12 protein-coding genes are annotated in these 17,797 nt (G+C 67.5%); 11 read left to right on the top strand and 1 reads right to left on the bottom strand.

Going from position 1 to position 17,797, the window contains the following annotated elements; translation table 11 throughout:
- The first annotated feature begins 298 nt into the window (after nt 1-298).
- The 7 genes from VH567_RS01240 to trxA all read left to right on the top strand — a co-directional run bounded on the left by VH567_RS01240 (nt 299) and on the right by trxA (nt 11,694).
- Nucleotides 299-2,662 carry a PAS-domain containing protein gene (locus VH567_RS01240; RefSeq protein WP_423322484.1) on the top strand — a complete coding sequence of 788 codons (2,364 nt, stop codon included), beginning with the start codon at nt 299-301 and terminating at the stop codon, nt 2,660-2,662.
- A gap of 115 nt (nt 2,663-2,777) precedes the next feature.
- On the top strand, nt 2,778-3,218 hold the full coding sequence (gene tsaE, locus VH567_RS01235; protein ID WP_423323649.1) for a tRNA (adenosine(37)-N6)-threonylcarbamoyltransferase complex ATPase subunit type 1 TsaE: 441 nt from the start codon (nt 2,778-2,780) through the stop codon (nt 3,216-3,218).
- Nucleotides 3,215-4,183: an aminoglycoside phosphotransferase family protein gene (locus VH567_RS01230; protein ID WP_423323647.1), complete on the top strand. Its 969-nt coding sequence runs from the start codon at nt 3,215-3,217 to the stop codon at nt 4,181-4,183. Before tsaE ends, VH567_RS01230 begins: the two co-directional genes overlap by 4 nt.
- The gene (locus VH567_RS01225) at nt 4,180-4,935 is read left to right on the top strand and encodes a nucleotidyltransferase family protein (protein WP_423322482.1); all 756 of its coding nucleotides are present in this window, start codon (nt 4,180-4,182) and stop codon (nt 4,933-4,935) included. Before VH567_RS01230 ends, VH567_RS01225 begins: the two co-directional genes overlap by 4 nt.
- Entirely contained in the window at nt 4,928-7,888 is a 2,961-nt protein-coding gene (addB, locus tag VH567_RS01220; protein WP_423322480.1) for a double-strand break repair protein AddB, read from the top strand. Before VH567_RS01225 ends, addB begins: the two co-directional genes overlap by 8 nt.
- Nucleotides 7,872-11,306, top strand: coding sequence for a double-strand break repair helicase AddA (addA, locus tag VH567_RS01215; RefSeq protein ID WP_423322478.1), 3,435 nt, complete (start codon nt 7,872-7,874; stop codon nt 11,304-11,306). Before addB ends, addA begins: the two co-directional genes overlap by 17 nt.
- Before the next feature lie 64 nt (nt 11,307-11,370).
- Nucleotides 11,371-11,694: a thioredoxin TrxA gene (gene trxA / locus VH567_RS01210; protein ID WP_055877560.1), complete on the top strand. Its 324-nt coding sequence runs from the start codon at nt 11,371-11,373 to the stop codon at nt 11,692-11,694.
- A gap of 160 nt (nt 11,695-11,854) precedes the next feature.
- Here trxA and argJ read toward each other — a convergent pair whose 3' ends face one another.
- Nucleotides 11,855-13,075 (bottom strand): bifunctional glutamate N-acetyltransferase/amino-acid acetyltransferase ArgJ, encoded by a 1,221-nt coding sequence (argJ, locus tag VH567_RS01205; protein ID WP_423322475.1) that lies wholly within the window; start codon nt 13,073-13,075, stop codon nt 11,855-11,857.
- A 145-nt stretch (nt 13,076-13,220) separates the two neighbouring features.
- Between argJ and VH567_RS01200 the strand changes: the two genes are divergently transcribed.
- The 4 genes from VH567_RS01200 to VH567_RS01185 all read left to right on the top strand — a co-directional run bounded on the left by VH567_RS01200 (nt 13,221) and on the right by VH567_RS01185 (nt 17,732).
- Nucleotides 13,221-13,472: a hypothetical protein gene (locus VH567_RS01200; RefSeq protein ID WP_423322473.1), complete on the top strand. Its 252-nt coding sequence runs from the start codon at nt 13,221-13,223 to the stop codon at nt 13,470-13,472.
- A gap of 98 nt (nt 13,473-13,570) precedes the next feature.
- Nucleotides 13,571-16,309: a preprotein translocase subunit SecA gene (secA, locus tag VH567_RS01195; RefSeq protein WP_423322471.1), complete on the top strand. Its 2,739-nt coding sequence runs from the start codon at nt 13,571-13,573 to the stop codon at nt 16,307-16,309.
- 262 nt (nt 16,310-16,571) lie between these two features.
- The gene (locus VH567_RS01190; protein WP_423322469.1) at nt 16,572-16,988 is read left to right on the top strand and encodes a secondary thiamine-phosphate synthase enzyme YjbQ; all 417 of its coding nucleotides are present in this window, start codon (nt 16,572-16,574) and stop codon (nt 16,986-16,988) included.
- A gap of 123 nt (nt 16,989-17,111) precedes the next feature.
- Nucleotides 17,112-17,732, top strand: coding sequence for a CC0125/CC1285 family lipoprotein (locus VH567_RS01185; RefSeq protein WP_423322467.1), 621 nt, complete (start codon nt 17,112-17,114; stop codon nt 17,730-17,732).
- Nucleotides 17,733-17,797 lie beyond the last annotated feature (65 nt).

Below are 17,797 nucleotides of genomic sequence, written 5' to 3'. Positions count from 1 at the left end.
TGCGGTTCGGGCGAAACGACAACGGCGCTGTCATTCGTCAATGCGACGCCGCCTAAGGCTGGGACACGAGCTCTGCCATTCTCTTGCGACGAGCCGCGACCGATTATTGCGCGGTGTTTCTTCCTTGCAACACTCTGGCAAGGTTGCAGACTTATTCGGGGCTTTCGCGTGGTAGGGCGGTCGACGCACGCTATGCGACGAGAATCGCAGGCTGCTATTCCCCATCCGTCTTCCCCATCGGCATCGGCACGCTTAGACGGGTGGCGATGATCTCGCTCCGTCTCTCGTCCGCTCCACGATGATCACGCTTGTCCCCGGGATGGCGATGCTGGCGGGCGTGCTTCTGCTGGCGCTGGTCGCGGCGAGTGGCGTGCTGTTGTTCGTCGGGGTCCGTGCGCGCAATGCCGCCGCGAAGACGCTCGAGGCAAGCGTCCAGCTACGCACGCTGCTCGACGGATCGCCCGCGCTGGTGACGGTAATCCGGTCGGGCGGGCGGATCGAGATGACGCAGCGGATGGCGGACTGGCTGGGGCTGGACGTACCGCCGCGGTCGCTGGCGGAGTTGGCGACGGGGGGCACGGGGCTATCACCGGACGATGCGGCGCGGTTGATCGCGGATGTGACGGCGGCGCAGCGGTCGGGGCGGGGGTTCGTGCGGTCGGTGCGCCTGCAGGGCTCGACGCGGGCGATCACGTTTCGCGGGGGGCGTGCGCCGGGCGAGATGGGCGCTACGGGGGCCGTGTTGCTCTGGGCGTTCGATGCGACCGACAGCGAGGCGGAGATCGCCCGGCTTGGGGCGGAGACTGCGCGGCTCGGCGAGGCGTATGAGTCGTTGACCGGGCTGATCGAAGCCGCGCCGATGCCGATGTGGTACCGCGCGACCGACCTGCGGCTGGCGATGGTCAACTCGGCCTATGTCGACGCGGTCGAGGGGCGTGACGCTGCCGATGTCGTCGCGCGGGGGCTCGAACTGGTCGAGGGATCAGGGCGGGGCGGGCCGCTCGCCGGCGCCGCGGTCGCGCGCGAGCAGGGGCGGCCGCATCAGCAGGTCCTGCCGGCGACGATCGACGGCGCGCGCCGGTCGTTGCAGATCTACGACGTGCCGTTGCCAAGCGGCGGCGTGGCCGGGTTCGCGATCGATATCGAGGAGCTTGAGCAGGCGCGGTCGGGGGCGAAGCGCTTTGCCGAGGCGCAGCGCGCGATGCTCGATCGGCTGTCGGCGGGCGTGGCGCAGTTTGGCGGCGATCGCTCGCTCGTGTTCTGCAACCAGCCGTTCCGGCGGATGTTCGCGATGCGCAGCGAATGGCTCGCCGATCGCCCCGAGTTCGACCGTGTGCTCGAGCGGATGCGCGAGGCCAACCGCCTGCCCGAGGTGCGCGATTTCCCGAGCTGGAAGGCGGAGCGGCGCGACTGGTTCATGCAGACCGGTGGCTCGCCCGGCGGCGGCGCTATGGAGGAGAACTGGCACCTTCGCGGCGGCACGCACCTCCGCGTCGTCGCGCAACCTTTGCCCGATGGCGGCCTGTTGCTGATCTTCGAGGATCGCACCGAGCAGGTCCAGCTCGCCAGCGCGCGCGATACTTTGCTGCGGGTGCGGACGGCGACATTCGACAATCTGTTCGAGGCGCTTGGCGTGTTCGCAGCCGATGGGCGGTTGCAGCTCTGGAACAACCGCTTCCGCCTGCTCTGGGGGCTGGAGGAGGAGTTCCTCGCCTCGCATCCCCGCGTCGATGCGTTCGCCGAGGCGGCCGGCGGCAAGCTGCTCACACCCGGTCGGTCGGCGCTGATCCCCGACCTGGTGCGGTCGGCGACGGTCGAACGGCAGCAGCGTGGAGGCCGCGTCGCGTTTGCGGACGGGCGGCATTTCGAATTCGCCGGCGTGCCGCTGCCCGATGGGAACGCGCTGTTCACGATGCTCGACATCACCGACAGCCGCCGCGCCGAGCAGGCGCTGCGGGATCGCGCGAATGCGCTGGAGGCGGCGGACAAGGTGAAGACCGCGTTCGTGGCCAACATGAGCTACGAGCTGCGCACGCCGTTGACATCGATCAGCGGGTTCGCGGAGATGCTGCACGGCGGCTATGCCGGCAAGATGACCAAGCAGGCCGAGGGCTATGTCGGGGCAATCCTCGAATCGGTCGAGCGGCTTGGGCTGCTGGTCGACGACGTGCTCGACCTGACGCGGGCGGAAAGCGACCGTGCGGAGACGGATCGGACTGACGTCGATCTGCCGACCACGGTGCGTGCAGCTGCCGAGACGATCCTGCCATCCGCCAAGCGGCGGAAGCTCGACTTCGCGGTCGAGGTGGCGCGGTCGACGGGGCGGGTGAACGGGAATGCGAAGCGGTTGAAGGAGGTCGTCGAGCACCTCTTGCGCCATGCGGTCGCGGCGACGCCGGATGGCGGGCGGGTACTGTTGCATACCGACGGGAACGCGACGTCCGCACGGATTGTGGTGTCGGATGACGGGCCCGGGATGGATGCCGAAGCCGTCGCGCATGCGTTCGACCGGTTTGCGGAATCGAAGACGATGGGGGATCGGGCTTTGGGGTTGGGCTTGCCGTTGGCCAAGCAGTTCGTGGAGGCGCATGGTGGGACGATCGAGCTGGTCTCCGAACCGGGCGCCGGCACGTTGATCACCGTAGAATTGCCGCGACGATGATTACCGCCACTCCGTCATGCCGGGCTTGTTCCGGCATCCACTGTTCCGCGTGCTCGCCGGCCGTAGGGAATGCGGACGGGTGGACCCCGGAACAGGTCCGGGGTGACGGACGGTGGTGAGACTCCTCGATCCGCAAGCGACCGAGGCGTTCGGCGCGATGTTGGCAGCGCGTGTCCAACCCGGAGACGTTATCACGCTCGAAGGCACGCTCGGCGCCGGCAAGACTAGCGTAGCCCGCGGACTCCTCGCCGCGCTCGGCCTCGCCGGCGAGGCACCGTCCCCCAGCTTCGCGATCGTCCAGCCCTATGAGCCGCCCGAGGTCCGCTTCCCCGTCCTCCACGTCGACCTCTACCGGATCGACGACCCCGCCGAGATCGAGGAGCTGGCGCTAGACGACGCACGCTACGATGCGCTGTTGCTCGTCGAATGGCCGGAACGCGCAGGCCCCGATCATTGGCCCGATGCACTTCGGCTCAGCCTGACGATCGAGCCGGACGGCACGCGCGGCTTGACAGTGGGAGTCCCGGAAGCTTGGAGGTCGCGATGGCCGACATGACCCCGCCGCCCGGCGCCGCCGCTTTTCTCGACGCTCATGGCTGGGGTGGCGCGCAGATCCTCCCGGTCGCCGGCGACGCGTCGTTCCGGCGCTATTTCCGCGCGGTCGAGGGTGGGCGTCAGGCGATCCTGATGGACGCACCGCCGCCGCACGAGGACCCGCGGCCGTTCATCGCCATCGCCGAATGGCTGGTCGAGCGCGATTTCGCGGCGCCGGCGATCCTGGCGTGCGACCTCGACCAGGGGCTCGTGCTGATCGAGGATTTCGGTGATGTCCGTTTGCGCGAGACCGTCGACGCGACGCCGGACCAGGAATTGTCGCTTTACGCGCCAGCGATCGATTTGCTGGTGCGGCTGCGCGCCGAGCCGGCTGGACCGGTCCCCCCATACGATCGCGCGGTGCTGAAGCGCGAGGCGGGGCTGTTCGTCGAATGGTATTGCCCAGCGGTCGGGATCGAGCCCGATCTCGTAGGCTGGGATGCAGCGTGGGATGCAGTGTTCGACCACGCCATCGCCGATACGCCCGTCACCGTGCTGCGCGATTATCATGCCGAGAATTTGATGCTGGTCGGACCGGCGCGATCGCTCGGCCTGCTCGATTTCCAGGACGCGCTCGCGGGACACCCGGCCTACGACCTCGTGTCGCTGTTGCAGGATGCACGGCGAACGGTCGATCCGACCGTAGAGGCGGCAATGCTCGACCGCTATCGCGCCGCCACCGACGTGGACGAGGCGTTCATGAACGCATACCACGTGCTCGGCGCGCAACGGAACGCAAAGATCCTCGGCATCTTCACGCGGTTATGGCAGCGCGACGGCAAGCCGCATTACGCGACGATGTGCCCGCGCGTGTGGACCTATCTGGAGCGTGACCTCGCGCAACCGGTGATGGCGCCCGTTGCGGCGTGGTTCGAAGCGAACGTGCCGGCTGAATTGCGCGGCGACCCTCTGGTTATGAGCGCGTGACCCGCCAGCAGACGATCCGCCCCGTCCCGCGCGGCACCGTGCCCGAGACGGCGATGGTGATGGCCGCCGGGCTTGGCAAGCGGATGCGCCCGCTCACCGCCACGCGTCCCAAGCCGCTGGTAAAGGTCGCCGGCAAGCCGTTGATCGACCACGTCTTCGAACGGTTGCAGGCGGCGGGGATTAAGCGCGCGGTGGTCAACGTGCACTACCTCGCGGACACGCTTGAGGCGCACGTCACCGACCGGTTCGCGGGGATCGACGTCGTGATCTCCGACGAGCGGAAAATGCTGATGGAGACCGGCGGCGGGCTCGTCCAGGCCCGCGGCCTGCTCGGCGACGCGCCAGTGCTGGTCGTCAACAGCGACAACCTGTGGATCGACGGGCCGGTCGACGCGATCAAGCTGCTCGCATCGCGCTGGGACGACGCGAAGATGGACGCGCTGTTGCTGATGGTGCCGCTCGCACGCGCGCACAACCACCGCGGGCCGGGCGATTTCTACCTCGCAGCCGACGGCCGGATCAGCGGGCGGCGCAAGTCCGGCCGGCTCGCGCCGTTCGCCTATACTGGCATCCAGATCCTCCACCCGCGGCTGATCGCGGACTGGCCGGAGGGGCCGTTCTCGACCAACCTGTTCTGGGATCGCGCGATCGAGGCGGGCCGCGCTTATGGCCAGGTCCACCAGGGCCTGTGGTTCGACGTCGGCACCCCCGCCGCGATCCCCAGGACCGAGGCGATCCTCGCGGATGGCTGATATCGCCACGGCGGGTCGTCCGACGCTGTACACGATCCCCGCGCACCGCGCGTTTGCGGATGCGCTCGTCGCCGGGCTGACGCGGCAGGCGGGGCGCGATCCGTTGGCACTTGCCCGAGCGCTCGTCGTGCTACCGAACAACCGCGCGGTGAAGGCCGTGACCGAAGCGTTCGTACGCGCGAGCGGCGGCGGGCTGGTGTTGCCGCGGCTTGTCGCCTTGGGTGATCCGGAGATGGGGGAGTCGGTCGGCGCCGCGCTCGATCCCGCGGACGATATCGATCCGCCGCTGCCCGCGGTGCCGCCCTATCAGCGACGGATGATCCTCGCCCGGCTGGTGTCGGAAGAGCGCGCGCGCGAAGGCCATCCCGTCGATGCGGCCGAGGCTGTGCGGCTGGCCGGCGAACTCGCGCGGACGCTCGATCAGTTGCTGGTCGAGGAGGTACCGCCAACCAAGCTGCGCGATATCGAGCTCGGCCCCGAACTCACCGAGCACTGGCGGCGCGCGCTCGCGACGTTCGAGATCGTCCTGCAACGCTGGCCGGGCGAACTCGCGCGGCTGGAGCGGATCGATGCGGCGACGCGGCGCTCGGCGCTGCTCGATCGGCTCGCCCAGCGCTGGCGGAATGCGCCACCGGCTGGGATCGTGTGCGCGGCGGGCGTGACCGACTCCGCACCCGCGGTGGCGCGGCTGCTCCGGTGCATCGCCGACATGCCGCAGGGGATGGTCGTGTTCGCCGGTCTCGACCTCGCGCTGCCGGACGAGGAATGGGACGCGCTCGGCCCGCACGATCCGCACCCCGTGACGGGGCTCACGCGCCGCTCGATCGAGACGCACCCACAGTTTGATGCCAAGTTGATGATCCTGCGCATGGGCGTCGCCCGCGGTGAAGTGCAGACGTGGCGCGAGGGCGGCGGGCACGATGCCGACCCCGCGCGCGGCCGGGCGATCGCCAACGCGCTGGCGCCCGCGGACTTCACCGGCAAATGGACGCAGATCGCGGCGGAGGACCGCCGCTTGAAGGGCGTGACTGCGGCTGAGCTCGCTACGCCTGCGGAGGAGGCGCAGGCGATCGCGCTCGTGCTGAGGGAGGCGTTGGAAGTGCCCGAGCGGACCGCCGCACTCGTAACGCCGGACCGCGCGTTGGCGCGGCGGGTGGCGGCGCATCTCGGGCGATGGGGTATCGGGATCGACGACAGCGCGGGGCGGCCTCTGTCGATCCTGCCGCCGGGGACGTTGCTGCTCGCGCTGGCCGAAGCGGCGGCGCAGCGCTTCTCGCCGCTCGCATTGCTGGCGTTGCTGAAGCACCCGCTGGTGCGCGCGGGCGACGATCGCTTGCTATGGCTCGACGGCGCGCGCGCACTTGATCGCAGGCTGCGTGGGCCGCGGCCGGCGGCGGGGCTCGACGGGATCGCGGGGCATCTGGAGGAGCGCAAGGGGACGGCGGCAACATGGTGGGCCGACGTCCAGCCGTTGCTGACGCCGCTGGCCGGTGCGTTTGACCAGGGACCGCAGGCTTTGGCGTCGGTGCTCGCCTGCCTGCGCGAGACGGCGCAGACCTTGTGCGGCGACAATCTCTGGTCGGGGTTGGCCGGACGTGCTGCGGCGGAGTTCCTTGCCGATCTGGAAGCCGAAGCACCAGCCGGACCGCCGCGGATCGATCCGCGCGAACTCCCGCAATTGCTGCGAACGTTGCTCGACGAAGTGGCGGTGCGACCGGCCCCAGGCGGGCATCCGCGGCTGGCGATCTACGGCCTGATCGAGGCGCGGTTGCAGACTGCCGACGTCATGGTGCTCGGCGGGCTGAACGAAGGCGTGTGGCCGGGCCGTCCCGCGCCCGATCCTTGGCTCGCGCCGCGCATCCGTATGGAGCTTGGCCTGCCGGGGCTGGAGCGGCGTGTCGGTACGGCAGCCCATGACTTCGCGCAGGCCTTGGGCGCACCCCGCGCGGTCGTCACGCGGGCGCGCCGCGATGCAAAGTCACCCGCGTTGGCGTCCCGGCTTTGGCTAAGGTTACAGGCGCTAGCGGGCGCCCGGTTCGAGCGCGCCACCGCGCTGGAAGACTGGACCCGCGCGCTCGACGATCCGGGCGAGCATAGACCCGCCGACCGTCCGGCACCTTCGCCACCCGCATCGCTCCGTCCGAAGGTCATTTCCGTCACCGAGGTCGATCGCCTCAAGGCCGACCCCTACGCCTTCTACGCACGCCGCGTGCTCGGGCTGATGCCGCTCGATCCGGTCGATGCCGACCCCAGCGCGGCATGGCGCGGGACCGCGGTGCACGACATTCTCGAGCAATGGTGGAAGCAGGACAACTGCACCGTCGACACGCTCCGCCAGCGCGCGAAGGCGATGCTCGACGACGAGCGTACGCATCCGATGATGCGCGCGCTGTGGCAGCCGCGGTTGCTGGAGGCGATCGACTGGATCGCCGGCGCGATCGTTGCGCAGGGCGAAGACGGCCGCACCGTCGCCAGCGCCGAGGGCAAGGGCAAGATCGAGATCGCCGGGGTGACCTTGTCGGGGCGCTACGACCGCATCGACAAGCTCCCCGACGGGCGCCTAGCCGTGATCGACTACAAGACCGGCAAGCCGCCGTCGCCGACCGCCGTCCGCGCGGGGTACAGCCTCCAACTGGGCCTGCTCGGCCTGATTGCCGAGCGCGGCGGGTTCGAAGACGTTCGCGGCACCGCGGGTGCGTTCGAATATTGGTCGCTCGGCAAGAAGCGCGACGCGTTCGGCTATATCGAGAGCCCGGTCGATCCCGAGGGCAAACGCGACAAGATCCCGACCGCCGAGTTCACGTCAATCGCCGCGCACAATTTCACCGAAGTCGTCGGCGAATGGCTGACCGGCAGCGCCGCGTTCACCGCGAAACTCGTCCCCGAATACGCCCCCTATGCCGAGTACGACCAGCTCATGCGACGCGACGAATGGTATGGCCGTGAGCGGTGACGCGCTCGCCACGCTGCCCCGGCTAAGGGGCGCGCAGGCCGATGCGAGCAACCCGGCCTCGCACGTCTGGCTGTCGGCGTCGGCGGGCACGGGCAAGACTCAAGTGCTGGCCGCCCGCGTGTTCCGGCTCCTGTTGCGCGGCGTCGACCCGGGCGCGATCCTGTGCCTGACCTTCACCAAGGCAGGCGCAGCGGAGATGGCGCAACGCATCAACGGACGCCTCGCGGCCTGGGTCCGCATGCCCGCGCCAGCGCTCGCGGCGGATTTGATCGCGCTTGGCGAGAGCCCGCTACAGGCCTTGCAGGATCGCGCGCGCACGCTGTTCGCCAAGGTGCTCGATGCGCCGGGCGGTGGCCTGCGCATCCAGACGATCCACGGGTTCTGCCAGGGATTGCTGGCGGCGTTCCCGGTTGAGGCCGGGCTGACGCCGGGGTTCCGCCCGCTGGAGGCGCGTGAAGAGGCGGGGCTGGCGCGCGAGGCGCTGGCGTCGATGCTGTCCGACGCCGAGCGCGAAGGCCGCGAACGTCCGGTTGAAATCGTGGGACGCTTGTCGCTGCGGATGGGCGAGGGCGGGGCGGAGGCGTTCCTGCTCGCCTGCGCCCGCGCGCTGCCGGCACTGGAAGCGCTCCCGGTCGGGATCCAGCCGTGGCTCCGACGCGAGTTGGAGTTGCCGTCGGGCGACATCGACGAAGCTGTCGCGGAATGGTGTGACGCCTTGGATTTGGATGCGATCACGCGAATTTGCGAGTTAAACCTCGCGTGGGGAACGAAAAACGGTGTCGCGCGGGCAGAGTTAATCCGGACGTGGTTGGAACGGTCGGTAGAAGATCGAGCTGGAACTCTGAGCGAACTGCATACGGTGTGGGCCAAGGCTGACGGCGAGCAGCGCTCGTTTGGTAAGGGACAAGCGCCGCAGGAGCCTGAGTACGCGGAAATTGCTGCCGAACTTTATGGTAACTGTTCAGCACTATTCGCTCTGCAAGTTAGGACAAAGTATGCAGACCTGCTCGCCGACGGGCTAGAAGTCGGGCGCGATTACGCGCGCGGCTATGCGCAGGCCAAACGCCGCGCGGGGGCGGTCGATTTCGACGACCTGATCGCAACGACAGTGGCGCTGCTCGATCAGCCGGGGATCGGCGAATGGGTGCGTTACAAACTCGACCAGGCGACCGAGCATCTGCTCATCGACGAGGCGCAGGATACCAACGGCCACCAGTGGCGGATCGTCCGCGCGCTGGCGGACGAGTTCTTCGTCGGCCGCGGCATCTATGCGCCGTCGACGCGAACGCTGTTCACGGTCGGCGACTACAAGCAGGCGATCTTCGGGTTCCAGGGGACCGATCCGCGACAATTCGAAGCCGCGCAGATATCTTTCTCTCGTCGCGCCGAAGAAGCATTTGGTGATGACGACTGGCCTGAGAATGAGCGTGGTCTGCCGTTATCCGCATTGTCGCTGACGCATTCGTTCCGATCGACACTCCCTGTTCTAGAATTTGTCGACGCGGCTATCGAGGCAATCGGCGAGCCTGGGCTCGGCATTGAGACAACGGAACCGCATGCCAGCGAAGTTGTCGGTCCGGGCACGGTCACCTTGTGGCCGCCAGTCTCGGCCGGCGGCAGCGAGGACGACGAAGAGGGCTGGGTCGACGACGCGGTGCGCAAGCTCGCCAGCGACATCGCGCGCGCGGTAAAGGGTTGGCTCGCGCCCGACACGGGGCTCATGCTGGAGAGCAAGGGGCGGCGGTTGCGGCCCGAGGACGTGATGATCCTCGTCAAGCGACGCGGCGATCTCGCCTCGCTGATCGTCGCGCGGCTCTATGCCGAGGGCGTGCCGGTGGCGGGTGTCGATCGCCTGCGGTTGAACGCGCCGCTCGCGGTACAGGATCTGCTGGCCACGATCCGCTTTGTGTTGCAGCCCGAGGACGATTTGAGCGTCGCGGCGCTGCTTGTGTCGCCGCTTATCGGCTGGACGCAGGACGAGTTGATGGCTGCGGCACCCCGCGACGCGGGCCCATTGTGGCGCCACCTGCAACGCACGCAACCCGCGGCAAGGCTCGCCCCCTTGCTGGCGATGCTCGCGCGCGCGGATATCGCCACGCCGTACCAGTTCCTGGAGGAGTTGCTGTCGGGCCCGCTCGACGGTCGCCGCAAACTGATCCGACGGCTGGGCACGGAGGCACGCGACCCGATCGAGGAACTGCTCAACGCCGCCCTCACGTTCGAGAGCACAACGACGCCCTCGCTACAGCGATTCCTCGATTGGTTCGACCGCGGCGATGTCGAGATCGTCCGCGATCCGTCCGCGCCGCTCGATGCGGTCCGGGTGATGACGGCGCACGGCGCAAAGGGCTTGCAGGCCCCGCTGGTGATCCTCGCGGATGCGACCGCGGATCCGTCGGCCGCCCCACGCTCGATCCTGAAATGGGCCCCCGAGCCCGACGCCGCGCCGATCCCCGTATTCCGCCCCCGCTCAGCGGAGCGCGGCGGGCCGCTGGACGCCGTCGTATCGGCCGCGGAAAAGCGCGAGTTGGAGGAGCATTGGCGGCTGTTCTACGTCGCCGCGACCCGCGCGGAAGAGCGGCTGGTGATCGCCGGTGCGCTCGGGTCGCGCGCCAAGGGGGCGCCGCCGGAGAACAGCTGGTACGCCGCCGCCGACCGTGCGCTGACGCTGCTCGGTGTGGCCGAAGGCGAGGGCGCGCGAACTTTTCACGGGGTGGAGCCGCAGCCGGCGATCGTCGCCAAGTCATCGCAACAGATCGTCGTGTCCGAGACCGCGCGGCTCCCCGACTGGGCACATCAGCCTGCGCCGACCGAGTCCCGTCCGCCGCGGCCCTTGTCACCGTCCGCGCTCGGCGAGGATGCGGTGTCCGATCCACCGCCTACCCCCGCGATGCGGCTGGCGGCGGAGCGTGGCCGGCTGATCCATGCGCTGTTCGAGCGCCTCCCCGCGATCGCGCCCGCTGACCGGGCCGCGGCAGCGGATCGCTGGCTGGCCAAAGCGGGCGGCGTCGAGGATGGCACGGCGAGGGCGGAGATCATCGCCAGCGTCGCGGCGGTGCTCGACGACCCCCGCTTCGCGGATCTGTTCGGCGCGGACACGCTGGCGGAGGCACCGATTGCGGCGACGTTGAGCGACGGGATCGTCGTGTCGGGGACGGTCGACCGCCTGCTGATCGAAACCGACCGCATCCGCGTGGTCGATTTCAAGACCGGCCGCCGTGCGCCCTTGGGCTTGGCGGATGTTCCCGAATATCACCTCAAGCAGATCGCCGCGTATGCCGAGGCGCTGCGCGTGATCTTTCCGGGTCGCGCGGTCGAGGCGGCGTTGCTCTACACCGCAGGGCCCCGCTTGATCATGTTGCCGCCCGAGCTGCTCGCCGATCACAAGCCGCGCTATCGGCCCACGGAGCAAAGCTAGCGTCCCGGTGGTTGAGCGAACGCACGCGCGACCCTAGATTACGAGCAACCAAGGAGAATTCACGATGGCGACCAAGCAGATCACCGATGCCAGCTTCGATGCGGACGTCCTCAACGCAGACGGCCCCGTGCTCGTCGATTTCTGGGCGGAATGGTGCGGTCCTTGCAAGATGATCGGACCCTCGCTGGAGGAAATCTCCGAGGAGCTCGGCGAGAAGGTGACGATCGCCAAGCTCAACATCGACGAGAACCCCGACGCGCCGGGCAAGTACGGCGTCCGCGGCATCCCGACGATGATCCTGTTCAAGGGCGGCGCACCGGCAGCGACCAAGGTCGGCGCGGAGCCCAAGGGGCGGTTGAAGGCTTGGCTCGAAGGCGAACTGGCCTAAGGGTCACCTACCTCTCCGTCATCCCAGCGGAAGCTGGGATCTCCCGCTTCGAGCCACACCGCTTGCCAACGGGGATACCCCAGCTTTCGCTGGGGTGACGGACGTAGGCGGGGTGACAGGTTGGGAGATTGGCTTCGACAGAGCTCTGCTTCGGTCGAGCTTAGCTCCGGTAGTCGGCGTTGATCGAAATGTAGCCGTGAGTGAGATCACAGGTCCAAACGGTGGCGCGACCTTCGCCTAGCGCGAGGTCCACTCCGATCTCAATTTCCTGGCCCTTGAGATGCGCCGCTACCGGCGCCTCTTCATACCCGCTGAGAGCCAAGCCACCTTCCGCGACCTGCGTATTCCCGAACCGGATCGAGAGCGTATCGGGATCGGCGGGTTCGCCAGCCTTGCCGACCGCCATCACGACGCGGCCCCAGTTCGCGTCCTCACCGGCGATCGCGGTCTTCACCAGCGGCGAATTGGCGACGCTCATTGCGATACGGTGCGCGCTACGGTCGCTCTCCGCGCCGGTCACCTGGATCTCGATCAGCTTCTGCGCGCCTTCGCCGTCTCGAACGACGAGCATCGCCAATTGATGGCACAGGTCGGCCAGCGCCGCGCGGAACGCATCCGCGCCGACGCTGCCCTCGTCCACCAGCAGCGCATTGCCCGCTTTGCCCGTTGCGAACGCCAGCACCGTGTCGCTGGTCGATGTATCGCTGTCGACAGTAATGCAGGAGAAGCTCGGCGCGTTCGCCTTCGATAGCGCGGCCTGCAGGAACTCCGGCTCGACCGCGGCATCGGTGAAGATGAAGCCGAGCATCGTCGCCATGTCCGGCGCGATCATGCCCGAGCCCTTGATGATCCCGACCAGCGTGACGGTCCGATCGCCGATCACCGCGGTCGTCACCGCGCCCTTGGTGAAGGTGTCGGTCGTCATGATCGTCGCGGCCGCATCCTGCCATCCGCACGGCGCGGCAGCGAACGCTGCGTCAAGCCCCGCTTCGGCCTTGTCGATCGGCAGCGGTACGCCGATCACGCCGGTTGAGGCGACGAACACGTCCGAAGGCTGACACCCGAGATGCGCCGCCGTCCGCGCCGCGATCGCCTCGACCGCCGCCCGCCCGCGCGAGCCGGTAAACGCGTTCGAATTGCCCGCATTCACCACCAGCGCGCGCGCCTGCCCGAGCGTTAGCGCCGCTCGGCACCACTCCACCTCGGGAGAAGGACATTTGCTCTGCGTCAGCACGCCTGCGACCACCGTCCCCGGCTCCAGCGTCACGAACGTCAGGTCGCACCGATCCCAGGTCTTGTACGCCGCGCGCGCGACATGCAGCGCGACTCCGTCGATCGAAGGGGCGGCGGGGAAGGGCAAGGCGAGCGGCGAGATTTGCATGCCGTCTTCATAGTCGTTGCCGGGCGGGCGGCAAGATGACGTGCGCGAAGATCGCCGGGCGATTACTGCCCTGCGACGTCCGCCGGGTGTTCCGCCGAGACGAACGGTAGATTTATAGCGCAAGCTCGCATACAGCCGGTGCCGCATGAACCTGCTGCTGCTCCTCTCCGCCCTCCTGTCCGCGCTGACCGGCGCGGTGCCGGGTGTGCGTGGCCAGTCGGCGCAGGCTGTCGCGCAGGGTAGCGTTTGCTCGCAGTCGGTGGCGGCAGCGCCGGTCAAGGTTGCGATACGGCCGGCCGCAGTTCTGGCTTCGCTGGAAGACGTTTCCGTCTCGGCGGCGTTGCGAGTCATCGCCGTGAGCAAGGCTCCGATCTGGGCGGACCGCCGGCGCGAATAGCGTCGGGCGTCTGATCCCTCGGCTTACGGGCCACCCTATCTCTCTACGCGTGCGTGCCCCTCGCGTGCCGCCGCGTCTCAAATTCAGGAAATCAGCCCATGTTCGGTGGCCTCGCCAAATCCTTGTTCGGTTCGTCCAACGACCGCTACGTCAAGTCGCTCAACCCGATTCTCGTCAAGATCGCCTCGTTCGAGCCGTCGCTCCAGGCGATGTCCGACGAGGAGCTGTCCGCGCAGACCGTCAAGTTCCGCGCCCGGCTCGCAGACGGCGAGAAGCTCGACGACCTGCTCCCGGAAGCGTTCGCCACCGTCCGTGAAGCCGCGCACCGCGTGCTCGGCCAGCGCCATTACGACGTCCAGATGGTCGGCGGCATCGTCCTTCACCGCGGCGAGATCGCCGAGATGCGGACTGGCGAGGGTAAGACGCTCGTCGCCACGCTCGCGACTTATCTCAACGCTCTCCCTGGTGATGGCGTCCACGTCGTCACCGTCAACGACTACCTGGCGGCCCGCGACGCCGAGTGGATGGGGCAGGTCTACACCTTCCTCGGCATGACGATCGGCGTCATCATCCCGAACCTGTCCGACGAGGAACGCCGCGCCGCCTACGCCGCCGACATCACCTACGGCACGAACAACGAGTTCGGGTTCGATTACCTGCGCGACAACATGAAGTACGAGCGCAGTGCGATGACGCAGCGTGCCTTCAACTTCGCGGTGGTCGACGAGGTCGATTCGGTGCTGATCGACGAGGCGCGTACGCCGCTGATCATCTCCGGCCCGACCGACGACAAGTCCGAGCTGTACATGCAGGTCGACGCGGTCGTGAAGCAGCTCGAGCCGATCGACTACGACAAGGACGAGAAGCAGAAGACGATCATCCTCACCGAGGACGGCACCGAGAAGGTCGAGCGGATGCTCGAGGCGGCGGGGCTGCTCGAGGGGCAGAATTTGTACGACTTCGAGAACACGCAGGTCGTGCATCACCTCAACCAGGCGTTGCGTGCGATCGTGATGTTCAAGTCGGACATCGACTACATCGTCAAGGACGGCAAGGTCATCATCATCGACGAGTTCACCGGCCGCATGATGGACGGTCGGCGCTGGTCGGACGGCCTGCACCAGGCGGTCGAGGCGAAGGAGGGCGTCCAGATCGAGCCCGAAAACCAGACGATGGCCTCGATCACGTTCCAGAACTATTTCCGCATGTACCCCAAGATCGGTGGCATGACCGGCACCGCGGCGACCGAGGCAGCCGAGTTCTACGACATCTACAAGATCAACGTCGTCAGCATCCCGACCAACGTCGAGGTGAAGCGCGTCGACGAGGAAGACGAGTTCTACAAGGACACCAAGGACAAGTTTGCCGCGATCGCCAAGAAGATCAAGCATCACGCGGACCTGGGCCAGCCGGTGCTGGTCGGCACGGTGTCGATCGAGAAGTCCGAGATGCTGAGCGAGTTCCTGGTCGGCGAGAACGTCGAGCACAAGGTGCTCAACGCGCGCTTCCACGAGATGGAGGCGCACATCGTCGCGCAGGCCGGGCGCAAGTCCGCGGTGACGATCGCGACCAACATGGCGGGCCGCGGCACCGACATCAAACTCGGCGGCAACCTCGAGTTCCGCATGCTCGACGAGCATCCCGAGCTGGTCGAGGGCACGCCTGAGTATGACGAGGCGGCCGCTCGCATCACGGTCGAGATCGAAGCCGAGAAGCAGGCGGTGCTCGCGGCGGGTGGCCTGTTCGTGCTCGGCACCGAGCGTCACGAGAGCCGGCGTATCGACAACCAGCTGCGCGGACGCTCGGGGCGTCAGGGCGATCCGGGCCTGTCGCGCTTCTATCTCAGCCTCGACGACGATCTGCTGCGGATCTTCGGGCCGGACACGCTGTTCGCCAAGATGATGCGCAACAATATCGAGGATGGCGAGGCGATCGGCAGCAAGTGGCTGAGCAAGGCGATCGAGACCGCGCAGAAGAAGGTCGAAGCGCGCAACTACGACATCCGCAAGCAGGTCGTCGAATATGATGACGTGATGAACGAGCAGCGGAAAGTGATCTACGAGCAGCGTGCGGACATCATGGATGCCGATACGGTCGGCGACGTGGTCACCGACATGCGCGCGGAGACGGTCAACGTGATCGTCGGCGATGCGTGCCCGCCCAACTCCTATCCCGAGCAGTGGGACATCGAGGGGATGAAGACGCGGCTCGCCGAGGTGCTGAACCTCGAGCCGCAGATCGATGCGTGGCTGCTTGAGGAGTCGGTCGACCCCGAGGTTCTGGAGGAGCGGATCCGCACGATGGCGGACGAGGCGATCGCGCAGAAGTCGGCGGATCTCGATGCGGAGACGTGGACGTCGGTCGAGAAGTCGATCCTGTTGCAGAATCTCGACCATCACTGGAAGGAGCATCTGGCGACGCTCGATGCGCTGCGTCAGGTCGTCCATCTGCGCGCCTATGCGCAGAAGACGCCGATCAACGAGTATAAGCAGGAGGCGTTCTCGCTGTTCCAGCGCATGCTTGAGACGATCCGCGAAGACGTGACCAAGACGATCGCGCACGCGCAGTTCCAGATGCAGGCACCGGTCGGGCTGCCCGAGCTGCCGGACTTCATCACCACGCATTTCGACCCGTTCACGGGTGAGGATGATTCGAATGATTTCGATGCGGGTACGCGGGGGCACATCACCTCGACGATGCCGCCGTTGCAGATCCCTCAGCCGCAGGAGGCCGATATCGGCGAGGATCCTGCGAACTGGGAAGGCGTGGTCAGCCGTAATGCGCCGTGCCCTTGCGGGTCGGGGCGGAAGTATAAGCAGTGCCACGGGGCTGTTTGAGGTGCTAACCTTACCAAGCGTTACCACCCCGGCGAAGGCCGGGGCCCAATTGGTGAGGTCGAAGTAACTGAGCGCGTCCGTCGTTAGCGACGTTTCCCAATTGGGCCCCGGCCTCCGCCGGGGTAGTAAGAGGGGTGGGCACGCTTCCCGTTCTCCCGCGAAGGCGGGAGTCCAGGCTATCGGCGATGGCATATGAGACTCCTGAACCCCGCCTTCGCGGGGGAACAGTGGAGCAACCCCCTCAACCGATCGTTAAGACCCCATGCGCCAAGCCTCCACCATCCTAACCATCGACACCACCCGCCAGGGCCTCGTCGACGTCACCGACCAGATCGCCCGCTGGACCCGCGACCAGCGCCTCACCCAAGGCCTGCTCACGATCTTCTGCCGTCACACCTCCGCCTCCCTCCTGATCCAGGAAAACGCGGCCCCCGAGGTCCGTACCGACCTCGAAGCCTATTTCGCCCGCATCGCCCCGGAATCGCGTGAGTACGAGCATGACGACGAGGGCCCGGACGACATGCCCGCGCACCTCCGCACCGCACTCACTCAGGTCCAGCTCGCGATCCCGCTGATCGACGGGCGACTCGCGCTCGGCACATGGCAGGGCATCTATCTCTTCGAACACCGCCGCCGCCCACACCGCCGCACGCTCGCGCTACACGTCATCGGCGACTGACGCAGATCATGAAAAATCCGTCAGGCCGGTGGCGCATTGGAGCGATGTCGTTCATCAACCGTTCCACCACTGACGGCTAATAAGCGGCGTTTCGCCGCATTCGCCGCGAACGGAGACGACACCATGTTCAAGATACAGGGTCGCAAGGTCGCATTTGCAGCGCTCGCAACGGGCGCGCTGCTGCTGGCCGGATGCGCGACCGAGACCACCTATCGCCCTGCCACGGGTCAGGGGTTCAACCGCACCGGCTATAGCGACCGCCAGGTCGAGCCCGGCCGCTTCCTCGTCAGCTTCGCCGGCAACAGCGTCACGTCGCGCGACACCGTCGAGCGTTATTTGTTCTTCCGCGCCGCGGAGCTGACGCTGCAGAACGGCTATGATTATTACCTGATGGCCGACCGCGACACCAACCTCCAGTCGCGGACGTACTCGACGCCGGGGATCGGCGGCGGGTTCGGCTATGGCGGCTTCGGCGGCTATTGGGGGCCGTCTTGGCGCTATTACGGGCGCGGGTTCGGCTGGCGTAACTGGAGCCCGGGCTTTGGCGGCGGATTCGGTGGATACGGCGGTGGCTTCGGTGGTGGCCCATGGGGCAACGACTTCGACGTCCGCACGATCGACCGCTACGAAGCGACCGCCGAGATCGTGATGCGCAAGGGCCCGATCCCGCGTGACAACATCCGCGCGTTCGATGCGCGCAAGGTGGTCGACAGCATCGGACCGAGCGTCGTGCTGCCGAAGTAAGCTGCGGCGTTCGAGACGGTAAAAAAAGACCGGGCTACCCCAGGGTAGTCCGGCCTTTTTCGTGG

Origin of the sequence: Sphingomonas sp. 4RDLI-65 (genome assembly GCF_049472435.1) — a bacterium.
GTDB lineage: Bacteria > Pseudomonadota > Alphaproteobacteria > Sphingomonadales > Sphingomonadaceae > Sphingomonas.
Note: the sequence above shows the minus strand (reverse complement) of the source record. Positions and strands in the feature narration are given on the sequence as shown.

Bases quoted from the DNA above. Each gene is read 5' to 3' on its own strand.
- VH567_RS01240 (WP_423322484.1), top strand. From the start codon at position 299: ATGATCACGCTTGTCCCCGGGATGGCGATGCTGGCGGGCGTGCTTCTG.
- VH567_RS01200 (WP_423322473.1), top strand. From the start codon at position 13,221: ATGAACCTGCTGCTGCTCCTCTCCGCCCTCCTGTCCGCGCTGACCGGC.
- trxA (WP_055877560.1), top strand. From the start codon at position 11,371: ATGGCGACCAAGCAGATCACCGATGCCAGCTTCGATGCGGACGTCCTC.
- addB (WP_423322480.1), top strand. From the start codon at position 4,928: ATGGCTGATATCGCCACGGCGGGTCGTCCGACGCTGTACACGATCCCC.
- VH567_RS01185 (WP_423322467.1), top strand. From the start codon at position 17,112: ATGTTCAAGATACAGGGTCGCAAGGTCGCATTTGCAGCGCTCGCAACG.
- secA (WP_423322471.1), top strand. From the start codon at position 13,571: ATGTTCGGTGGCCTCGCCAAATCCTTGTTCGGTTCGTCCAACGACCGC.
- addA (WP_423322478.1), top strand. From the start codon at position 7,872: ATGGCCGTGAGCGGTGACGCGCTCGCCACGCTGCCCCGGCTAAGGGGC.
- VH567_RS01230 (WP_423323647.1), top strand. From the start codon at position 3,215: ATGACCCCGCCGCCCGGCGCCGCCGCTTTTCTCGACGCTCATGGCTGG.
- argJ (WP_423322475.1), bottom strand. From the start codon at position 13,075: ATGCAAATCTCGCCGCTCGCCTTGCCCTTCCCCGCCGCCCCTTCGATC.
- VH567_RS01190 (WP_423322469.1), top strand. From the start codon at position 16,572: ATGCGCCAAGCCTCCACCATCCTAACCATCGACACCACCCGCCAGGGC.